This window comes from Arthrobacter sp. Soil764 (genome assembly GCF_001428075.1).
GTDB lineage: Bacteria > Actinomycetota > Actinomycetes > Actinomycetales > Micrococcaceae > Arthrobacter.
Map to the genome: position 1 here is coordinate 156,955 of NZ_LMSI01000025.1, position 19,572 is coordinate 176,526.

Below are 19,572 nucleotides of genomic sequence, written 5' to 3' on the forward strand. Positions count from 1 at the left end.
TCGGACATGCCCTGGCGTCCCCCGTCCAACGACCGGTTCTATCGCCTGATCGTCCGGACCGGGCAGGTCCTGCGCTGGGCCCTGCGGCTGGACATCCAGGCGACGGGCCTGGAGCACCTGCCGGACAAGGGACCACTCAATGGGCCCTCGCGGCAGGTGGTTCCCGGAAGAGGTGCCGTGTTCGCCGTCACGCATTTCGGATACCTGGATTTCGCCGTGCTCGAGCTGCTCCTGTGGCGGCACGCCCGTGCCCAGCTGCGGTTCCTGGTGCACCAGGGGGCTGCCGACCACTGGCTTGCAGGCCCTGCCATCAGCGCCAGCGGCCACATAGTGGTGGGATACACGGACCGTTCGGACGCCTATGACGCCGCAGTGGCCAAACTGCGCAATGGCGAGTACCTCGCGGTGTTCCCGGAGGCAGGGGTCAGCCGCAGCTTCACCGTCCGCGAGTGCCGCACAGGGGCAGTCCGCATGGCTGCCGAGGCAGGCGTACCCGTGATTCCGGTGTCCGTCTGGGGCGCCCACCGGGTGTTGACCCGCGGCCACGGCTTTTCCCTGCGCCGCAGCTGGCGCGCGCCGGTGGGAGTCCACGTGGGAGCACCCATGATGTTCGCACCCGGCACCGACGCGGAAGCGGCCACCGGCATGCTGCGCAGCATCCTGCAGTCGGGAATTGACCGCTGCATCGCCGGCTTCCCGCTCGATCCCGGACCCGGTGCGTGGTGGATGCCGGCGCATCTGGGCGGGAGCGCCCCAACCGACGCCGAGCGGCAGCTGCTCGACCGAACCGACACAGCCGCCGGCCGCCGCCGTGCTCCCCGCGCTAAGTAGCAGCCCAAGTAGGTAGCGCCAAGTGCCGTTTTGAGGGGTCAAAACGACACTTGGCGCTACCCAGTTGGGGCGGGGCTGGTTAGTCCGAGACCACCAGGGTTTCAGCGCCCGCCACCCGTGCCGTGCCACGGTCCAGGAGGGGTTCGACGGCGGCACGCAGGGCGGTCATGGAATCGTCCAGTTCCAGCATGACCGGGTGCTGGTACGCGATCAGGGCAAGCATGTCGCGGACTGCCTCGGCGGCGTCATCAGCGTCCAGCGAAGGTTCATGCCCCACGAAAACGTCGGTGGGCGTTTCCGGTCCGGCCGTCTCCGTGCCCGGGGCGGCGTCAGGGTCGGCGGGGGCCGCGTAGCTGACGGCAAAGGCCCGGATGCGGCCCTTCTTAGTCGGAGCCACCCCGGCACCGAACGCGGATTCGGGCTGGGCCCGCAGCACGATGGCGCCGTGGGCTCCGGTGAGTTCGTCCAGGAACAGCTTCTGCACCTGCCCCACGGACAGGACGCCGGGAGAGTCCCAGCCGTGGATGGAGGTGTAATACCGGCCCACCACGTCGGTCAGCTCCACCGAGCCCGTTGCCAGGTCCATCACGATATCGGAGCCGGCGTTCTCGCCGCTGGCCGCGCCGCCGTCGTCCTTGGCCGGGAACACCGGAAGCCGCAGGGCGCCGGGCTCCACCACCACAAGGCGGGAACGCTGGATGGGCGCCAGGCCAAACGATTCGGCGAAGGCGGCACCCGCGCTGCCGGGCTCCACCTTGGCACGCAGTTTGGTGACGCCCGACGGCGCGTGCTCGGCTTCGCGCCGCAGCATGGCCAGGAGGCTGGCCCCGATGCCCGCACGGCGGTGGTCGCGGGCCACCTCGATATAGCACCAGAGGCGTTCCGGGTGCAGGGACGCTTCATAGACGACGCCGGCGGCCACGGGAATGCCGACGCCGTCAATGACGTCCTGGGCCACGATGCAGCGGCGCCACGGGGAGCCGTCCCTCCCGTTGGAGGAGACGGCGAGGGCACCACGGAACTGGCGGGCCTGCGCGGTGTCCGGGTCGCCCCAGATTTCCAGGAGCGCCAGGTCGTCGCCGTCCCGCCATTCGCGGTATTCGATGGCCATGCTCAGGCCCCGATCAGCCGTGCCGCCAGGTAACCCTCCACCTTGTCCAGGGAGACCCGCTCCTGGCTCATGGTGTCCCGCTCGCGGATGGTGACTGCCTGGTCCTCGAGCGTGTCGAAGTCCACAGTGATGCAGAACGGGGTGCCGATCTCGTCCTGGCGTCGGTAGCGGCGGCCGATGGCACCGGCGTCGTCGAAGTCGATGTTCCAGTTCTTCCGCAGCTGCGCGCCCAGGTCCTTGGCCTTCGGGGACAGGTCCTCGTTGCGGCTCAGGGGCAGGACGGCGGCCTTGACCGGGGCCAGGCGCGGATCCAGCTTCAAAACGGTGCGCACATCCACGCCGCCCTTGGCGTTGGGAGCCTCATCCTCGGTGTAGGCGTCCACCAGGAACGCCATGAAAGACCGGGTCAGGCCCGCCGCGGGCTCGATCACGTACGGGGTGTAGCGCTCGTTGGTGGCCTGGTTGAAGTAGCTCAGGTCCGTGCCGGAGGCCTTGGCGTGGGTGGAGAGGTCAAAGTCGGTGCGGTTGGCGATGCCTTCCAGCTCGCCCCACTCCGAGCCCTGGAAGCCGAAGCGGTACTCGATGTCCGTGGTGCCCTTGGAGTAGTGGCTGAGCTTCTCCTTGGGGTGCTCGAAGAAGCGGAGGTTCTCCTCGCGGATGCCCAGGCCGGTGTACCAGGCCATGCGCTCCTTCATCCAGTACTGGTGCCATTCCTCGTCCGTGCCGGGCTCCACGAAGAATTCCATTTCCATCTGCTCGAACTCGCGGGTGCGGAAGATGAAGTTGCCGGGCGTGATCTCGTTGCGGAAGGACTTGCCGATCTGGCCGATGCCGAACGGCGGCTTCTTCCGGGACGTGGTGAGGACGTTGTTGAAGTTCACGAAGATGCCCTGCGCGGTTTCGGGGCGCAGGTAGTGCAGGCCCTCCTCGTTGGCCACCGGGCCCAGGTACGTCTTGAGCAGGCCAGAGAACTCCTGCGGCTCGGTCCACTGGCCGCGGGTGCCGCAGTTGGCGCAGGCGATGTCCTTCAGGCCGTTCTCGGCGGGCCGGCCCTTCTTCTCCTCGTATTCTTCCTCGAGGTGGTCAGCGCGGTAGCGCTTGTGGCAGGAGAGGCACTCCACCAGGGGGTCGGAGAAGACCTCCACGTGGCCGGAGGCTTCCCATACCTGGCGGGGCAGGATCACGGAGGAGTCCAGGCCCACCACGTCCTCGCGGCCGCGGACCATGGACTGCCACCACTGGCGCTTGATGTTTTCCTTCAGTTCCGCGCCGAGGGGCCCGTAGTCCCAGGCAGAACGCGAACCTCCGTAGATCTCACCGGCCTGGAACACGAAGCCCCTCCGCTTGGAGAGGGAAATGACCTGGTCGAGGACGGATTTTGCTGCCATGGGGTAACTCCAATTTCTACAGGGCCGCTGGGTGCGGTCCGCGGGTTGTCGGGCCCCGGCCGCCGTATGCCTGGAGGCACAGTGGGCTGCCCGCCGGGGCGAATGAAGGAAGATGGTGGGAAGTTCGTGTCCTAGCGTACCGGCCGCTGCCTCCGGAGCGCGCCCCGGGGCCAGGGCAGGGTTGCCAGGATAATGGCGGCGAGGGTCAGCAGGGTCCCGAGGACGGTGGCCGGAGCGACGACGGTACCCGGCGTGGGCAGCGCAAGGTCCAGGGCCAGCGAGCCCAGCAATTGCCCGGCAATCATGCCCAGCCCGGTGACCAGCACGCCCAGGCTGCGGACCAGGAGGGCGCCGAGCCCGATAAAGACACATCCCATGGGTCCACCCAGGTAGTACCACCATTCGGTCGGCAGCGGGTTGGCGGGGCCGGCTAAGGCCAGCTTCACTGCCAGCGCGGCCCAAAGCACCGTGCAGCCGGCCACGAAGTTGACCAGCGTTGCCGCGATTGGTGTGCCGTAGTGGACGGTGGCGGTGCCGTTCATGGCTTGCTGGAAGCTCATGAGGAAGCCCGCCGCCACGGGCAGCAGGATGGGAAGCAGCAGGGCGGCGGGACCGCCGTCGGAGCCGGCCCCCGCGCCGCTGAACCGGGGCGACACCGCCCATGCCACCGCGGCGATGGTGAGGACACAGCCGATGATCCGGATGCCGGTGACGGATTTCTTCCCGGCCGGGCCGATTCCCATGCGGTCCACCAGCAGGCCGCTTACGGTCTGTCCGGTCACGGTGGCCACCGTGAAAAGGGCTACGCCCAGGATGCCCACCGTGAAGGACTGGGCAAAGACGAACAATGCGCCGATGGCACCGGCCACCACGTAGATGCGGGGAAAGGCACGGCTGCGGACTGCCGGGAGGATGCTTGCCAGCCCGGCGCGGCCGCGCGGCAGGACCAGCGAAATGATGATCATGACCAGCAGCCCTGTGCTGAAGCTCACGGCCGCGGCGGCGATTCCGTCATCGAGCCGGGCACCCAGGGCACCGTTGATGCGCCCTTGGACTGGGATGGCAAGGCCGGAACCCACGGCCAGCGGCAGGCCTGCGAGCACCGGCAGGCGGGGAGGGGAGGTCATTGAATCCACCTTAGTTCAGGCATTATTGCTGTATGAGCAACCCCATTGACGACGTCCCCATCCGCGACAGCATGATCCGGCTGGGCCAGCTGCTGAAGCTCGCCAACCTCGTGGAGGACGGGGTGGAGGCGGCGGACCTCATCAAGAACGGGCTGGTCAAGGTCAACGGCGAAATCGACGACCGCCGTGGCCGCCAGCTGCACAACGGTGACATCGTCACCGTCAACGGCCACTCGGTGAAGGTGGTGGCGCCCGAGGCCTGACCGCCGGCCCCCGGCGGCGGGCCGGCTTCCCAGGCCGCCGAGCCGCCGTCGTACGCCTATTTGTTCAGCACCTCATGGGTGAGGAATTCCCCCACGTGCCCGATCTCCTGCTGGTTGATGCCATGCCACATGCCGGTGTAGAGCACCTTGGTGAGCTTGACGTGCTTGCGGACCCAGCCCATGGTGAACTCGATTTTGTCCTGGGTGATCACCGGATCCTGCTGGTCCCGGCCCCAGAACACGGGCACGGTTCCGTCCAGTTCGTCGTCCTTGAAGGAAGGGTCGCCGGCGGCGTCCACCACAAAGCCGGAGAGTCCGACGACGGCAGCGAAGTCCGTGGGCCGCTGCCGCAGGAGCGTGGTGGCCATGGCCATGCCCATGGAAAAACCGAGCAGGGTCACGGACGGGTGCCCCACGCGGATGGTGTCGATCCAGTCGAGCACGTACGCCGAGGCCTTTTTGACCCTTTCCAGGGAGTAGTCGATGGAGGCCGTGAGCGGGAACCAGGTGAAGCCGGGGCCCATGGCGATGGGGGCCCGCACGGATGCGACGGCGAAGTCCCCGGGCAGCAGATCGGCCAGGCTGAGCAGGTCCTGCTCATTGGCGCCGTAGCCGTGGAGGAGCACCAGGAGCGGCTTGCCGGTGCGCTGGTCCTCGGGATGGGACCACAGGACAACGGGGGCAGGAAATACTTCGGCGTCAGTCATGGTTTCCATTCATATCAGTTACCCAGAGGTAACAACCTACGTTCGCGTAGGCGATGAGGCGGAAGGCAGGATAGGACCGTGACTGACACAAGTGACATCCAGGCCCTGCCCGCGCACCGCGGATCCCATCCGTGGACCCGCTACGTGGCGATGGGCGATTCCTTCACCGAGGGCATTGGCGACCCCGAACCCTCAAGCCCCGGCGGCCACCGCGGCTGGGCTGACAGGGTGGCGGAGGAGCTGGGCCGGACACAACCTGACTTCGCCTATGCCAACCTTGCCGTCCGCGGCCGCCTGCTGCAGCAGATCGTGGACCAGCAGCTTGCCCCTGCCCGGGGGCTGAAGCCGGACCTGGTCACCCTGTCCGCCGGCGGCAACGACCTGATCCGTCCCGGCGGAGACCCGGACGCACTGGCCGAGAAGCTCGATTCCGTGGTGCAGATCCTCTCCATGGGCGGCGCCACCGTGGTCCTGTTCAACGGACCGGACACGGGTTCATCGGTGCTCGGCAGGATCCGCAGCAAGGTGGCCATCTACAACGAGAACCTGCGGACGGTGGCGGCGCGGCACGACGCCATCATCGCCGACATGTGGTCGCTGCGGCAGTTGAGCGATCCCCAGATGTGGGACCAGGACCGGCTGCACTTCTCTCCGCTGGGCCACCACACCATCGCGGCCATGGTGCTGGACGCGCTGAACGTGGAGCATTCCCTGGAACCGCTGCAGCCCAAGCCGCTGCCGCCGCGCACGTGGCGCGAGGCCCGGAGCGGGGACATGGTGTGGGCGCGCGAATACTTTGTGCCGTGGGTGCTGCGCCGCCTGCGCCGCCAGTCCTCCGGTGACGGCATCACGGCAAAGCGGCCGACGCCGGGTCCCGTCTTCGGCCCGGGCGTTCCGTTGGGGTCCGGCGAGGGTCCGCTGGGAACGGCGGAGCCCAGCCGCCGTTAGGGCCACCCGGGGTTAGGCTGGAAGGACAACACTCGAGAGGCGCGGCACCGTGAGCAGCTTGTTTTTCTGGATCATCATCCTGTCCTTCGTCATCCCCATGGCCATGCGGATGTACCGGCGCTCCATGGCGCGGCGGGACCGGGACCAGGGCTTGCCCGGCCGCTTCCCGGAGCAGTTCCCGGGACAGCAGCCGGGGCAGTACGGACAAGGCGGGTACCCCGGCCAATACCCGGGCTCGGCGGGGCCGCAGAGCAACCAGCCCCGCGACGGCTACACCCAGCAGGACTACTTCTCCGGCGGCTTCCGCAGCATCCAGCGTCCGCAGCCCACGGGCAACCCCCAGCCGCTGCCCTACCAGTACGGGCAACCGCCCATGCCGGGGCCCGGCTACGGTGCCCCGCAGGAGCCGCCGTTCCAGCAGCCGCCGTTCCAGGAGCCGCCCTTCCAACAGCCGCCCGTGCAGCAGGGGCCGGGCCAGCCTTCAACGCCGGCCACTCCCCCGCCGCCGGCCGCACCGCAGGGGTTCCGTGCCCGCAAGCTCGCGGAGCTGGACCAGCAGTACAGCAATGGTGAGCTGTCCATGGAGGAGTACATGAAGCGGCGCAGCGACATCATGAACGGCTAGCTGCCTAGTGAACAGCCAGGCCGGGGACCGGTTACCGGTCCCCGGCCAGCTGTTTTAGTGCACCTGTGCTTAATCCACCTGCGGGAAGCCCAGGTCAATCACCGAGGTGGAGGGATCCGGCCAGCGCGTGGTCACTACCTTGCCCCGCGTGTAGAACCGGATGCTGTCGGGGCCGTACATGTGGGTATCGCCGAACAGCGAGTTCTTCCAGCCACCGAACGAGAAGGTGCCTACCGGGACCGGAATGGGCACATTGACTCCCACCATGCCTGCTTCGGCATCGAACTCGAACTGCCGTGCCGCCCCGCCGTCGCGGGTGAAGATGGCGGTGCCGTTGCCGAACTCGTTGTCGTTGACCAGCTTGACGGCGTCGGCGTAAGTGTCCACCCGGACCACGGACAGGACCGGACCGAAGATCTCGTCGTCGTACACTTTCATGCCTGGCTTGACGTGGTCCACCAGGCTGACGCCGATGAAGAACCCTTTTGAATCGAACTGCTGCGAGCGCCCGTCCACCACCACGGTGGCACCTTCGCCTTCGGCTCCTGATATGTAGGAAGCCACGCGGTCCCGGTGCTCTGCGGTGATCAGGGGACCCATCTGCGAGGCAGGGTCGGTGCCGGCACCAATCTTGAGGTCTGCCATGCGGCTGGAAATTGCCTTCACCAAGTCATCGGCAATGTTTCCCACGGCCACCAGGACGCTGACCGCCATGCAGCGTTCGCCGGCCGAACCGTAGGCGGCCGAAACCGCAGCGTCGGCAGCCATGTCCAGGTCGGCGTCGGGAAGCACCACCATGTGGTTCTTTGCGCCGCCCAGGGCCTGTACCCGCTTGCCGTGTTCTGCCGCCCGCTTGTAGATCGATTGGGCGATGGGCGTGGACCCGACAAAGCTCACTGCCTTGACGTCGGGGTGTTCCAGCAGGACGTCGACGGCTTCCTTGTCCCCCTGGACCACGTTCAGCACGCCCGCCGGCAGGCCCGCTTCGGCGAAGGCCTCGGCGATGAAGACGGCGGCGGACGGGTCCTTCTCGCTGGGCTTCAGCAGCACGGTGTTGCCGCAGGCCAGGGCGCTGCCGATCATCCACAGCGGCACCATGGCCGGGAAGTTGAACGGCGTAATGCAGGCAACCACACCCACGGGCTGGCGGACGGAGTGGACGTCCACTCCCGTAGAGACCTGCTCGGACCGCTCGCCCTTGAGCATGTGGGACAGGCCGGTGGCGAAATCGATGTTCTCAAGGCCGCGTGCAATTTCGCCCTCTGCGTCGGAGAGGACCTTGCCGTGCTCGCTGGTGAGGATCGCGGCAAGTTCGGACTTCCGCTGGTTCAGGATTTCGCGGACCTTGAAGAAGATGGTGGTGCGCCTGGCCAGGCTGGTGGCCCGCCAGGCAGGGAGCGCAGCACGGGCGGCCGCAATGGCTTCCTCCGTGCGGGCCGCCGAGGCAAGCGCCACCTGCTTGTCCTGTTCGCCGGTGGCGGGATTGAACACCGGACCGAACCGGTCTGCGTCGCTGATACGGGTGCCGTTGATGTAGTGCGGAATGGTTTCCAAGGGGAGTCTCTTTTCCTGCGTTGCGTGCGGCGGGGCTAGTTGGTGGACGATTCCGGGCGGGCGGTTTCGAGTGAGCCGTCCACGAGCTTGATGATCATGGAGCAGTCCTTGCCCGCATCACCTTCGTCAATGAGGCGCTGGAACAGTTGCTGGACGTGCCTACCGATCTCCAGGGGTGTGCCGGTGTCCTCGGCCGCGCTGATGGCCAACCCAATGTCCTTGTTCGCCAGTTCGGTGGTGAACGTCGGTGCGAAGTCGTTGTTTGAGGCCGCGGTGGGAACCACGCCGGGCACCGGGTACCAGGTGCGCAGAGCCCATGAGTCACCCGAGGAGACCGAGGCGATGTTCCAGAAAACCTGCTTGTCCAGGCCCAGCCGGTCGGCGAGCACTGCGCCCTCGGCGGTGGAGGCGAGGTTGATGAAGAGCATCAGGTTGTTGCAGATCTTTGCGGCCTGCCCTGTGGTGGCCCCACCCGTGGGGATGATGTTTGCGGCCATGGGGCCGATGTAGTCCGTGGCGTCCGCCACGGCGCCCTCTTCGCCGCCCACCATGAATGTCAGCGTTCCTGCCTCGGCCCCGCTCATTCCGCCCGACACCGGGGCGTCCACGAAGCGGAAGCCGGCGGCAGCAGCGGCGTCGTGCAGTTCCTGCGCCGAGGCGACGTCGATGGTGGAGGAGTCAATCAGCAGCGTGCGGGTGTCCGCGTGCGCCAGTACCCCGTCCGGGCCCAGATACACCGCCCGGGCGTGTTCCCCCTTCGGCAGCATGGTGAACACGGCATCTGCACCCTCCACCGCTTCGGCGATACTGGCGGCCCGCTTGACGCCGCCCGCCTCAGCGGCTGCCAGGGCTGCGGGATTGAGGTCGAAACCGCGGACATCGTGCCCGGCCTTCACCAGGTTCACGGACATATGGCCGCCCATGTTGCCCAGGCCGATCCAACCGATAACTGCCATGCGTAAGCTCCTTTGCTTTCAGTCCAGCCTTGCTGCCGGCGTGTCTGTGTCAACGATCACACCCTGCTACAGTGCAATCAAGGGGAAAAATCACAGAGGCCATGTGCATCGCTGCACATCTATGGAAGGACCGGCGTGGACCTGAGACGGTTGCCCAGCCCCGACGACCTGCTCATCCTGCTGACGGTTGCACGACTTGGCCGCTTCAACGCCGTGGCGGAAACACTGGGGACAACCCACACCACCATTTCCCGCCGCATCCTCGCCCTGGACAAGCAGCTGGGCGGCCGCACCCTGGAACGCAGCCCGCACGGCTGGGAACTGACGCAACTCGGCGCGGCGGCCGTGGATGCGGCGGAGGCCATCGAGAACACCCTTGGCTCGCTGTCGAGCGTGATCAACCAGGACCAAAGCGCCCTTGCCGGCCTGGTCCGTGTGGCCACCTCGGACGGTGTCGGGGCGGTGTTCGTGGCCCCGTCGCTGGTGCGGCTCCAGCAGCAGAATCCGCAGCTGAACGTTGAAATGCTCAGCGCCACCCGGAAAGTCAGCCAGAACCGGTCAGGAGTGGACCTGGAGATTGTGGTGGGCCGGGCCGACGTCACTACCGCGCAGACCATCTTCCTGAGCAACTACTACCTGCGCCTTTACGCCAGTTCCGCCTACGCCGCCCGGCATGGCCTGCCGGAAAGGCTCGACGACGTGGGGCAGCACGGGTTTGTCTCGTACGTGGAGTCCGCGCTCCAGGTAGCGGAGCTGGGGCCGCGCTGGTCATCGGAACTTCCCGTCCCCAGGACAAGCTTCCAGGCCACCAGCGTGTTCGCCCAGGTGGAGGCCGTCCGGCAGGGCGCGGGCATTGGCCTGCTGCCCAACTTCATGGTGGCGGAATCCGACACTTTCGTACCCGTCCTGGCCGCCGACTTCGAGCGGCAGCTCCCCATCTGGGCCGTTGCCCGCCCGGAGTCGCTCCGCTCCGCACCGGTGCAGGCCGTGATTGCGGCCCTCAAAGAGGAGATGAAGGAGCGCGCCGGGCTGCTGGCAGGTTAGGCCGGTCCGGAAGAGCTCAGGCCTGGAAGAGCCCAGGCCTGGAAGAGCTCAGGCCTGGAAGAGCCGCCGCACCACCTGCCCGGATGCCAGCGCGTCAAGGCCCTCGTTGATCTCGCCCAGCGGCCGCGTGTCGGTGTGCAGCAGCTCGACGGGCAGCCTGCCCTCCCGCCAGAATCCGAGGTATTTCGGGATGTCGCGGGAGGGCACCGCATCCCCCATGTAGGAGCCCAGCAGCCGTTTTCCCGCCCCGGCGAACTGCAGGGCGGGTACCGTCAACTGGGCGGACGGATGGGGCAGGCCCACCGAGACCACGGCGCCTCCCCGGGTGACCTGCTCCAGGCAGGAGGCAATGACGGCCGCCGAACCCACTGCTTCGATGGCGACGTCCACGCCGTCACCGGAGGCTTCCGCGATCAGCCGGGCCGCGTCCTCCGGCGTTCCCACCGATGTGGCCCCGGCGTCGCGGGCGAGCTGGTGCTTGCCCTGGTTTGGATCGACGGCAATCACGCTGGCTGCCCCCGCGAGGCGCGCTGCCATGACGGCGGACAGGCCCACCGCGCCGAGCCCGAAGACTGCCACGGACTGCCCTGGACTGACGCCGGCGGTGTTCAGGACGGCACCCATTCCCGTGAGCACGGCGCAACCGAACATCGCGGCAACCGTGTCCGGGACGTCGTCGTCAATCACCACCACCGATTCCCTGGCGACCACCGCGTAGTCGGCAAAGGCCGAGACGCCAAGGTGGTGGTTGATGCGCTCGCCCGCCGGCGTCCGCAGCAGCGCCGGCCCGTGCAGGAGGTCCCCGGAGCCGTTGACCTCCGCTGCGCGGTGGCACAGGGCCGGCCTGCCCGACAGGCAGGCCCGGCATTTCCCGCAGCTCGGCACGAAGACCAATACCACGTGGTCGCCCACCGACACGTCTTCCACACCTTCGCCGAGGGAGACCACCCGCCCCACGGCCTCGTGGCCGAGGGCCATGGGAAGCGGCCGGACGCGGGAACCGTCCACCACCGAGAGGTCCGAATGGCACAGGCTGGAGTAGGTGATGGCAACACCAAGCTCACCGGCGCGGGGCTCCGGCTGGTCCAGTTCCTGCACCAGCAGCGGGCCGGCGTCGGAGTAGGTCCGCTTCCCGGGGCCGGCCCCCGGGGTGGGGGCCGGAACGGTGGAGTACAGGACGGCGGCTTTCATGGGAACCTGCTACTTCTTGTTGGCGGCAAGGAGGTCGGCGGTGCCCTGGGCATCCGCGGCATCCACGTCGTGCAGCGAGATGCCGCGGGTTTCCTTCAGGAAGAAGACCGCGACGGCGGTGATGGCGCAGGCGATCAGCAGGTAGACAGCCACGGGGACGGAGGACTTGTAGGTGCCCAGGAGCGAGGCGGCGATGATCGGAGCCAGTGAACCTGCCACGATCGAGGTCACCTGGTAGCCGAGGGACACCCCTGAGTACCGCATCCGGGTGGGGAACATTTCCGCCATGATGGCAGGCTGCCCTGCGTACATGAAGGCGTGGAACACCAGCCCGATCATGATGGCGGCAAGGATGATGGCATCGTTCCTGGTATCCATCATGGGGAAGGCGAAAAAGCCCCAGGTGGCACCCATGATGGCGCCGGCCATGTAAACGGGTTTACGGCCAAAGCGGTCCGACAGCTTGCCGACCATGGGCACAACCGCGAAGTGAACGGCGTGGGCCAGGAGCAGCAGGAGCAGGATCCGGGTGGTGTCGGCCTGCACCACGGTCTTCAGGTAGGTGATGGAGAACGTGACCACCAGGTAGTACAGGATGTTTTCCGCGAAGCGCAGGCCCATGGCGGTGAAGACGCCGCGGGGATACCGCCGGAACACTTCGGCCACACCGTAGCCCTTGTGGCCGGCCTCGACCTCTTTGCGGGCCTCCAGGAAGATGGGTGCGTCGTTGACCTTGGTCCGGATGTAGTAGCCGATCAGGACGATCACCGCGGACAGCCAAAACGCCACGCGCCAGCCCCATCCCAGGAAGGCGTCCTGGGTCAGCGTGGAGGACAGGATGAACAGCACGGCCGTGGCCAGCAGGTTTCCCAGCGGCACCGCGGACTGCGGCCAGCTGGCCCAGAACCCGCGGGACTTGCTGGGGCTGTGCTCTGCCACCAGGAGGACGGCGCCGCCCCACTCCCCGCCGACCGCAAAGCCCTGGGCAAAACGCAGCACCACCAGCAGGGCGGGAGCCCAGTAGCCGATCTGCTGGAAAGTGGGCAGGCAGCCCATGAGGAAGGTGGAGACGCCCACCAGGATGATGCTCAGCTGCAGCAGCTTCTTCCGGCCGAACTTATCGCCGAAGTGGCCGAAGACGATCCCGCCGATGGGGCGGGCCACGAAGCCGACCGCATAGGTGAGGAAGGCGGCGATGATGCCGTCCAGTTCCGTGCCGGCGTTGGGGAAGAAGGCCTTCCCGAACACCAGCGTGGCGGCGGATGCGTAGAGGAAGAACTCATACCATTCCACGACGGTTCCGGCCATGGAGGCCGTTACCACCTTCTTGAGCCCTGAGGCCTTGATGTCGGTTTCCTCTGTACGCCTTGCGGCGGAGCTTTCCGTACTCATGTGAACTCCTTCGGCGTCGTCGTCGACACCACTGGGACCAGTCAATGGCGGCCGGGTGTGATGCACACCACGAACGCCGGATTTGAATGAGTATGGTCTGCCTGCGGTGCAACCTCAACGCCAATTAGTGCAGAAGGCATCTGCAGGAATGCACATGGGGGCCTCAGGCCAGGAAGCTGCCCCGCAGCTGGCCGCCCAACTGGCCGATCTCGGTCAGGAACCCGTCGTGCCCGATCGGCGCCTGGATGACGTGCACTCCGACCTCCCCGGGCAGGGCCTGGGCCAGCTCATGGGATTGGGACGGGAAATAGAGCCGGTCGGAGTCGACGGCGGCCACGAGGAAGCGTGCGGTTGACCGGGCCAAGGTCTCGGCGAGGGTCCCCCGGCCCCGGCAGATGTCATGGCTCATCAGCGCTTCGGTCAGGGCAATGTAGCTGTTCGCGTCGAAGCGCTTGACCAGCTTGTTGCCCTGGTGGTCCAGGTAGCTTTCCACCTGGTACCGGCCCCGGGCGGCCAGGACTTCACCCTTCAGGGGCGACTCGGGCGCCTGCGGCGAACGGCCGAAGCGGCCTTCCAGTTCGGCTGCTGAGCGGTAGGTGATGTGGGCGATGCGCCGGGCAAGGGCCAGCCCTTCTTCGGGGCTGGGACCGCCGTAGTAGTCGCCGCCGTTGAAATTCGGATCCTGCCGGATAGCCAGGGTCTGGGCCTGCGCGAAGGCGATCTGCTCGGCCGTGCTTGCGGCTCCCACGGCGATAACGGCGCAGCGCTGCACCCTCTCCGGGTACGTCACAGCCCATTCCAGGGCACGGGCGCCGCCCATGGAGCCGCCCAGAACCGCGAACCAGCTCTTGATGCCCAACTGGTCTGCCAGGCGGGCCTCCGCCACCGTGCTGTCGCGCAGCGTGACCAGGGGGAACCGGGAACCCCAGGGGCCGCCGTCCGGGGCGGCCGACGACGGGCCCGTTGACCCGTAGCAGCCGCCAACGATGTTGATGGACACCACGAAGAACTTGTCCGTGTCCACGGGCGCACCGGGGCCGGCCAGCTGTTCCCACCAGCCTTCTTCGTCGGTGTCGCCGCGGGTCACATGGGTGCTTCCGGTCAGGGCATGCTCGATCAGGACGGCGTTGCTGGCGTCCGCGTTGAGCGTGCCCCACGTTTCGTAGGCCAGCGTGACGTCCGGCAGGTAGCCGCCGGCTTCAAGGTCCAGTCCCCCGATCGAGGCGTAGCGGACGATTCCGTGTTCGGGGATGGTGGTTCGGGCGACGGTAACCGTCATGGCAAGACCTCTTCTACGCGCTTGCCCGCCGTCATTTGACCGGCAGGCCAGGTCCTCACCCGGGGCACCCCACCGCGGATGGAGGGTTGCCGGCCAGCAAGCCGGGGCTGTCACTGGCACTCATGACCTGGTTCGAGTGTACGAAACACCCCCCGTTCCAAGCCAAGAGTGTGACTGGTTGTGACTTTCCCGGCTTGCCGGCGGCACTCACTGCAGCCCCGGCTGTTGTCTTAGGCCGCGGCGCCCTTGGCTGCGCGGAAGCCCGCTTCCAGGTCGGCCAGGATGTCATCGATGTGCTCCAGGCCGACGGACAGCCGGACCAGTCCCGGGGTCACCCCCGCCACTGCCTGCTGCTCAGGCGAAAGCTGGCTGTGGGTGGTCGACGCCGGGTGGATGACAAGGGAGCGGACGTCGCCGATGTTCGCAACATGGGAGTGCAGTTCAAGGGCGTCGACGAAGCGCTTGCCCGCTTCCGCCCCGCCGGCCAGGTTGAAAGCCACCACGGCCCCCGTCCCCTTGGGCCCGTACTTGCGGCCACGTTCGTACCAGGGGCTGGAGGGCAGCCCCGCGTAGGCGACGGATTCGACGTCGTCCCTTCCTTCCAGCCAGCGCGCCACCTCCGTGGCGTTGGCAACGTGACGCTCCACCCGCAGGCTCAGCGTCTCCAGGCCCTGGGAGATCAGGAAGGCGTTGAACGGGGATACCGCCGAGCCAAGATCTCGCAGCAGCTGGACCCGGGCCTTGAGGATGTAGGAGAGGTTGGCTCCCAGCGCACCACCCTCGCCAAGGTCACGTGCGTAGACCAGGCCGTTGTACGTTGGGTCAGGAGTGTTGAAGCCGGGGAATCGTTCAGGATCCTTGCTGAAGTCGAACTTTCCGGAATCGACAATGACGCCGGCAATGGCCGAACCGTGGCCGCCCAGGTATTTGGTGGCCGAGTGGATCACGATGTCGGCGCCCCACTCCAGCGGGCGGATCAGGTACGGGGTGGACAGGGTATTGTCCACGATCAGCGGCACGCCCGCCTGGTGGGCCACCCCGGAGATGCCTTCGATATCCAGGACGTCCTGGCGGGGATTGGACACCACTTCGCCGAAAAAGAGCTTGGTGTTCGGCTGCACGGCGCCGCGCCACTGGTCCAGGTTGTCCGGATCGTCCACGAAGGTGACCGAAATGCCGAACTTCTTCAGGGTGTGGGCGAACAGGTTGTACGTTCCGCCGTAAAGGCTGGGGCTGGCCACGATGTGGTCCCCGGCCTCCGCGATGTTCAGGACTGCGAAGGTCTCCGCCGCCTGCCCCGAGCTGAGCAGCAAAGCGGCCAGGCCTCCCTCAAGGCTGGCGATCCGCTGTTCGACGGCGTCCTGCGTGGGGTTGCCGATTCGGGTGTAGATGGGCGCAAGTTCAGCCAGGGCAAAGCGGTTGGCTGCACTTTCGGCGCTGGGGAACACGAACGACGTGGTCTGGTAGATCGGCAGCGCGCGGGCTCCAGTGGCACTGTCCACTTCCTGGCCTGCATGGATCTGGCGGGTTTCGAAGGACCATCCGTTGGACATCCAAATCTCCTTTGACATGGGCCCGGCATGCATGGAGCAGTACGGGCCGCGCTTGCTTCCGGCTGGTGCCGGACAGCCAGGTCCTCACCCGGGGCACCCCACCGCGGATGGAGGGTTGCCGGCCAGCGAGCCGGGGCTTGGCGCTGGCGCTCATGACCTGCGCCCAGTCTAGGAACCGGGCGGCCGCTGAGGACAGCATTGTGACGAACAAGGTCTTCGGGTGTGCCTTCGTGCTCGCGCGGTGGCCCTCCGGCATCCGCTCGGGAACGCCGCCGTCGTCCTGCTTGCCACTGTTTCCGGCACTTTCGGCAGGACGCGTTTCCAGTAAGGGTACCCTTAGCTGAGAGCCCGATCACAAAGTGCCAAGATGTTGCCATGCGCATGGATCACGTCTCTTACGCCTGTGAAACCGATGGCCTCGCGGCCACTACCGAACGTATTTCATCTGCCCTCGGCGTTGAGGCAGTGAAGGGCGGGGTCCACCCCCGGTTCGGAACCCGGAATATGATCATCCCGCTCGCCGGGCACAAGTACCTGGAAGTCGTGGAGGTCCTGGACCACCCGGCATCGGACAAGGCACCGTTCGGGCAGGCAGTCCGTGCCCGTTCCGCAGCCGGTGGCGGCTGGATGGGCTGGTGCGTCGAAGTGGACGACCTCGCCCCCTTCGAGACCCGCCTTGGCCGCGCCGCCGTAAACGGCAACCGCAAGTTCCCGGACGGCCGGGAGCTGGTCTGGAAGCAGATTGGCATCCTTGGCCTTATCGCCGACCCCCAGGTCCCGTACATGCTCAAGTGGGAAGGTGACCCGTCGCTGCACCCGTCCAACGCCTACCCCAGCAACATCAAGATGAGCTGCCTGACCATCGCCGGTTCCGCCTCGCGCGTGACCGAGTGGCTGGGTGAGCCGGTGGAGAAGCCGCTTGAGGACGTTGCGGTTGAGTGGGTGGCCCCACACGGAACGCCGGGAATCCTGTCGGTCACGTTCGAAACCGCCAACGGAGCCGTCACCATCTAAACGCTCCGGCCCTCTTTCCCGGCATGTCCGGGAGTGGGTTTGCCGGGCCCTTGCCCGGATATGCTTCGGCCGCCATCAGGTGGTGACAACGGCGTCACTACCCGATGGCGGCCGAATTCATTTAAGTGACTGCCAGGCCCGCAAAGATGCCTGCGAACTTCGATTGTCAGACCCCTGTTGGATGATGTTTTCATGACGATCAGCGGCAGCGGTAAGGCGGTTTTGGAGGGTGTTCATGCCTCTGTTGCTGCCCTTGATGCGCTTGCTGTTGAGGATGCTTTCCTGGCTTCCGGGGTTGGTGTTGGTGCTGGTGTTGATGTGTTGCAGCGGCGGTACGAACTCCGGCTGGAACGGCTGGAGGTGGTGTCCCGTTTGGAGGCGCAGCTCGCCGCCGTCAAGGCCCGTGATATCGCCGAGGCCGTTGGGTTCCAGCACGCGATACTTGCCCCGGACGCTGCGGTGCATGAGCGCACGTTCGCGGAGATGTCAGCGGTAGAGGAGATCGCAGGGGTCCTGACCATCAGTTCAGGCGCTGCCGGGGCGTTCGTGGAGCAATCCCGGCGGGTGTGTACCCTCCCGCCCGTCCTGGAGGCTTTGGCCGCCGGGGACCTGTCCTGGCAACACGCCAAAATTGTCGCCGACGAAACCGAAGGCCTCACCCCCGACGCCGCCGCCGCCCTCGTGGCCCACTTCTTCGACCCCGACGCCCCCAACCCTCCCCGCGGCGCCGCCCCCGGCGAGCTCGTGCCCTCCCGGTTCCGGACGAAGGTCCGTAACTGGCGGGAACGCCACCACCCCGAAACCCTGGAGAAACGGCACGCCAAGGGTGTCGCGGACCGGCGGATGGAATACACCCCGGACCGGGACGGCATGGCCTGGATCTCGCTCCACCTCCCCGGCGACACCGCCTGCGCCATCTGGAACCGCACCACCGCCACCGCCCGCGGCCTCCAAGGCCCCAACGAACCCCGCACCATCACCCAACTCCGCCCCGACATCGCCGCATCACTACTCCTCGGCGCCGGCCTGCCTGCTAACAGAGACACCACCAATGCCGCTGACGCCGCCGCACGTTCCGGGAGCGTCCCGGCTGAGGCAACCGCTACTGATACCGCCCCGAGTCCCGGGAGCGCCCCGGGTCCCGGGAGCGCGCCGGGTGCAGGCAGCGTCTCCGGCACGGCCGGTCTGGGAGCCACTACGGAAATCGGGAAAGTCCCCACTCCGCGGGCCGACGTGCTGGTCATGGTCCCGGTGTTCTCCCTGCTCGGCCAGACGGACGAACCCGCGGTGCTGGACGGTTTCGGCCCCATCCCGGCGTCCATGGCCCGGAAACTCGTCGCGGACGGGGCGGAATCGTTCTACCGGGTCTTGGTCGACCCCCGCGACGGGGCACCACTGGAGATCGGCCGCACCCGCTACCGCCTCCCGGAAACCATCAAACAATGGATCCGGATGCGCGACGGCAAATGCACCTTCCCCGGCTGCAGCAACCACACCCCTGACAACGACACCGACCACCTCACCGCCTGGGAACACGGCGGAACCACAGGCACCAACAACCTGGCACAACTCTGCCCCAAACATCACCGGCTCAAGCACGCACGGCCATGGATCCCCGACCCCGCAACCCACAACGGACCGCCCGGATGGACCTCACCAACCGGCCGCCACTACAAACCCGAACACCCCAACACCGAACCAACCCACTGGCCACCAGGAATATGGCCGTCGGATACATCCATCCTCGCACCGGAAGCCGCACCACTTGCGACGGGTGTACCAGCGCCATCGGTTGCCGCAGCCTCAGGGCAGGCCGGAGGGCGCAATGTCGCAGGACCAGTGGAGGATTTGCCCTGCCAACCGCTGCTTGCAGGGGCGCCAACATCGCTGGAAGCCTTGCCGGAGCTGGAGGCACCTGAACCTGAGGAACCTGACGGCGACAACCTGCTGGACCCGGACCACCTTTCACCGACGGATCCGCTATGGGACGACTTTTACGCGAAGCCCTTCGTATTGCCGCCTGACCCGCAGGCGGACTGGCAGTTGCTGCTGTCGCTGTTGTGACGGCAGCGAACCGCAATCGCCTCAGGCCCCAGAATGGGATGGTCTCCGTATAGCAACGGCCCGTGGCCCAGGAAGGGGTCACTGGAAAATCAGGGACCGCCCAGCAGGCCGCAACCAAACGTCCCCTCAGCCGTTCGAACCAGGATGAAGACCTTTGCTTCGCCCAAAGGAGGTTCCGCAAGGATCTCGGCCCCACCTGCTGTCGTGCCTTGTCGCGTCATTCCGCTCACCTCGTGGCGTGCCATCGCGGGAGTCGGGCCACAGTTGTAGTCACGGCCGGCGAACTGCACCCGTGAAGGAATCTCCTTGGGCCACAGAACCCAGTCCGATGTTTGCTGATGGACCCACCACAACCGCCCAAGAACCAGAAGTCCGGCCAGCATGGTGGCCGCAAACAGCGCCAAGAGTGTCAACCGCGGCCCGGGACTCATGACCCAAACGATCCACGAAAGCCATCTAATGATCAACAGGCAGCGCGAACAGGTCTCCTCGAAACCAGCTGCTGACAGCCGTTCCCGCCCGATG

17 protein-coding genes and 2 riboswitches are annotated in these 19,572 nt (G+C 66.8%); of the genes, 7 read left to right on the forward strand and 10 right to left on the reverse strand.

Annotated elements, in window-relative coordinates; genetic code table 11:
- Positions 1 to 6 precede the first annotated feature (6 nt).
- Entirely contained in the window at positions 7 to 831 is an 825-nt protein-coding gene (locus ASG86_RS19765) for a lysophospholipid acyltransferase family protein (RefSeq protein WP_056338591.1), read from the forward strand.
- A 79-nt stretch (positions 832 to 910) separates the two neighbouring features.
- Here ASG86_RS19765 and ASG86_RS19770 read toward each other — a convergent pair whose 3' ends face one another.
- The 3 genes from ASG86_RS19770 to ASG86_RS19780 all read right to left on the reverse strand — a co-directional run bounded on the left by ASG86_RS19770 (position 911) and on the right by ASG86_RS19780 (position 4,457).
- A complete protein-coding gene (locus tag ASG86_RS19770; RefSeq protein WP_056338593.1) occupies positions 911 to 1,942 on the reverse strand; it encodes a GNAT family N-acetyltransferase in 1,032 nt (343 codons plus the stop codon).
- 2 nt (positions 1,943 to 1,944) lie between these two features.
- On the reverse strand, positions 1,945 to 3,330 hold the full coding sequence (locus ASG86_RS19775) for a glycine--tRNA ligase (protein WP_056338595.1): 1,386 nt from the start codon (positions 3,328 to 3,330) through the stop codon (positions 1,945 to 1,947).
- Between the two features lie 131 nt (positions 3,331 to 3,461).
- A complete protein-coding gene (locus tag ASG86_RS19780) occupies positions 3,462 to 4,457 on the reverse strand; it encodes a DMT family transporter (protein ID WP_056338598.1) in 996 nt (331 codons plus the stop codon).
- A gap of 32 nt (positions 4,458 to 4,489) precedes the next feature.
- Between ASG86_RS19780 and ASG86_RS19785 the strand changes: the two genes are divergently transcribed.
- Positions 4,490 to 4,720, forward strand: coding sequence for an RNA-binding S4 domain-containing protein (locus ASG86_RS19785; protein WP_056338601.1), 231 nt, complete (start codon positions 4,490 to 4,492; stop codon positions 4,718 to 4,720).
- A 56-nt stretch (positions 4,721 to 4,776) separates the two neighbouring features.
- On the opposite strand, the gene ASG86_RS19790 is transcribed toward ASG86_RS19785, so the two are convergent.
- Positions 4,777 to 5,427: an alpha/beta hydrolase gene (locus ASG86_RS19790; RefSeq protein WP_056338603.1), complete on the reverse strand. Its 651-nt coding sequence runs from the start codon at positions 5,425 to 5,427 to the stop codon at positions 4,777 to 4,779.
- A gap of 78 nt (positions 5,428 to 5,505) precedes the next feature.
- Between ASG86_RS19790 and ASG86_RS19795 the strand changes: the two genes are divergently transcribed.
- Both ASG86_RS19795 and ASG86_RS19800 read left to right on the forward strand, forming a co-directional pair.
- A complete protein-coding gene (locus tag ASG86_RS19795; RefSeq protein WP_056338605.1) occupies positions 5,506 to 6,375 on the forward strand; it encodes an SGNH/GDSL hydrolase family protein in 870 nt (289 codons plus the stop codon).
- Between the two features lie 49 nt (positions 6,376 to 6,424).
- Positions 6,425 to 7,000, forward strand: coding sequence for a hypothetical protein (locus ASG86_RS19800; protein ID WP_056338608.1), 576 nt, complete (start codon positions 6,425 to 6,427; stop codon positions 6,998 to 7,000).
- Between the two features lie 69 nt (positions 7,001 to 7,069).
- Here ASG86_RS19800 and ASG86_RS19805 read toward each other — a convergent pair whose 3' ends face one another.
- Both ASG86_RS19805 and mmsB read right to left on the reverse strand, forming a co-directional pair.
- Complete coding sequence (locus ASG86_RS19805; protein ID WP_056338611.1) at positions 7,070 to 8,554, reverse strand: CoA-acylating methylmalonate-semialdehyde dehydrogenase; 1,485 nt, start codon at positions 8,552 to 8,554, stop codon at positions 7,070 to 7,072.
- 35 nt (positions 8,555 to 8,589) lie between these two features.
- Positions 8,590 to 9,510 (reverse strand): 3-hydroxyisobutyrate dehydrogenase, encoded by a 921-nt coding sequence (mmsB, locus tag ASG86_RS19810; RefSeq protein WP_056338613.1) that lies wholly within the window; start codon positions 9,508 to 9,510, stop codon positions 8,590 to 8,592.
- A 141-nt stretch (positions 9,511 to 9,651) separates the two neighbouring features.
- On the opposite strand from mmsB, the gene ASG86_RS19815 reads away from it, so the two are divergent.
- Entirely contained in the window at positions 9,652 to 10,554 is a 903-nt protein-coding gene (locus ASG86_RS19815) for a LysR family transcriptional regulator (RefSeq protein ID WP_056338761.1), read from the forward strand.
- 48 nt (positions 10,555 to 10,602) lie between these two features.
- Here ASG86_RS19815 and ASG86_RS19820 read toward each other — a convergent pair whose 3' ends face one another.
- The 4 genes from ASG86_RS19820 to ASG86_RS19835 form a co-directional block, all read right to left on the reverse strand.
- Positions 10,603 to 11,745 carry a zinc-binding dehydrogenase gene (locus ASG86_RS19820; protein WP_056338616.1) on the reverse strand — a complete coding sequence of 381 codons (1,143 nt, stop codon included), beginning with the start codon at positions 11,743 to 11,745 and terminating at the stop codon, positions 10,603 to 10,605.
- A 9-nt stretch (positions 11,746 to 11,754) separates the two neighbouring features.
- On the reverse strand, positions 11,755 to 13,137 hold the full coding sequence (locus ASG86_RS19825) for an MFS transporter (protein ID WP_056338619.1): 1,383 nt from the start codon (positions 13,135 to 13,137) through the stop codon (positions 11,755 to 11,757).
- Between the two features lie 163 nt (positions 13,138 to 13,300).
- A complete protein-coding gene (gene metX, locus ASG86_RS19830; protein WP_056338621.1) occupies positions 13,301 to 14,416 on the reverse strand; it encodes a homoserine O-acetyltransferase MetX in 1,116 nt (371 codons plus the stop codon).
- 12 nt (positions 14,417 to 14,428) lie between these two features.
- Positions 14,429 to 14,544: riboswitch (SAM riboswitch) on the reverse strand.
- Positions 14,545 to 14,646: 102 nt separating this feature from the next.
- Positions 14,647 to 15,969, reverse strand: a complete 1,323-nt coding sequence (locus ASG86_RS19835; RefSeq protein ID WP_056338624.1) for a bifunctional o-acetylhomoserine/o-acetylserine sulfhydrylase — start codon at positions 15,967 to 15,969, stop codon at positions 14,647 to 14,649.
- Between the two features lie 43 nt (positions 15,970 to 16,012).
- A riboswitch (SAM riboswitch) is annotated at positions 16,013 to 16,127 on the reverse strand.
- Between the two features lie 217 nt (positions 16,128 to 16,344).
- Here ASG86_RS19835 and ASG86_RS19840 point away from each other — a divergent pair.
- Both ASG86_RS19840 and ASG86_RS19845 read left to right on the forward strand, forming a co-directional pair.
- The gene (locus tag ASG86_RS19840) at positions 16,345 to 16,983 is read left to right on the forward strand and encodes a VOC family protein (protein WP_056338627.1); all 639 of its coding nucleotides are present in this window, start codon (positions 16,345 to 16,347) and stop codon (positions 16,981 to 16,983) included.
- A gap of 192 nt (positions 16,984 to 17,175) precedes the next feature.
- Positions 17,176 to 19,047 (forward strand): HNH endonuclease signature motif containing protein, encoded by a 1,872-nt coding sequence (locus tag ASG86_RS19845; protein WP_056338631.1) that lies wholly within the window; start codon positions 17,176 to 17,178, stop codon positions 19,045 to 19,047.
- Positions 19,048 to 19,572: the final 525 nt, after the last annotated feature.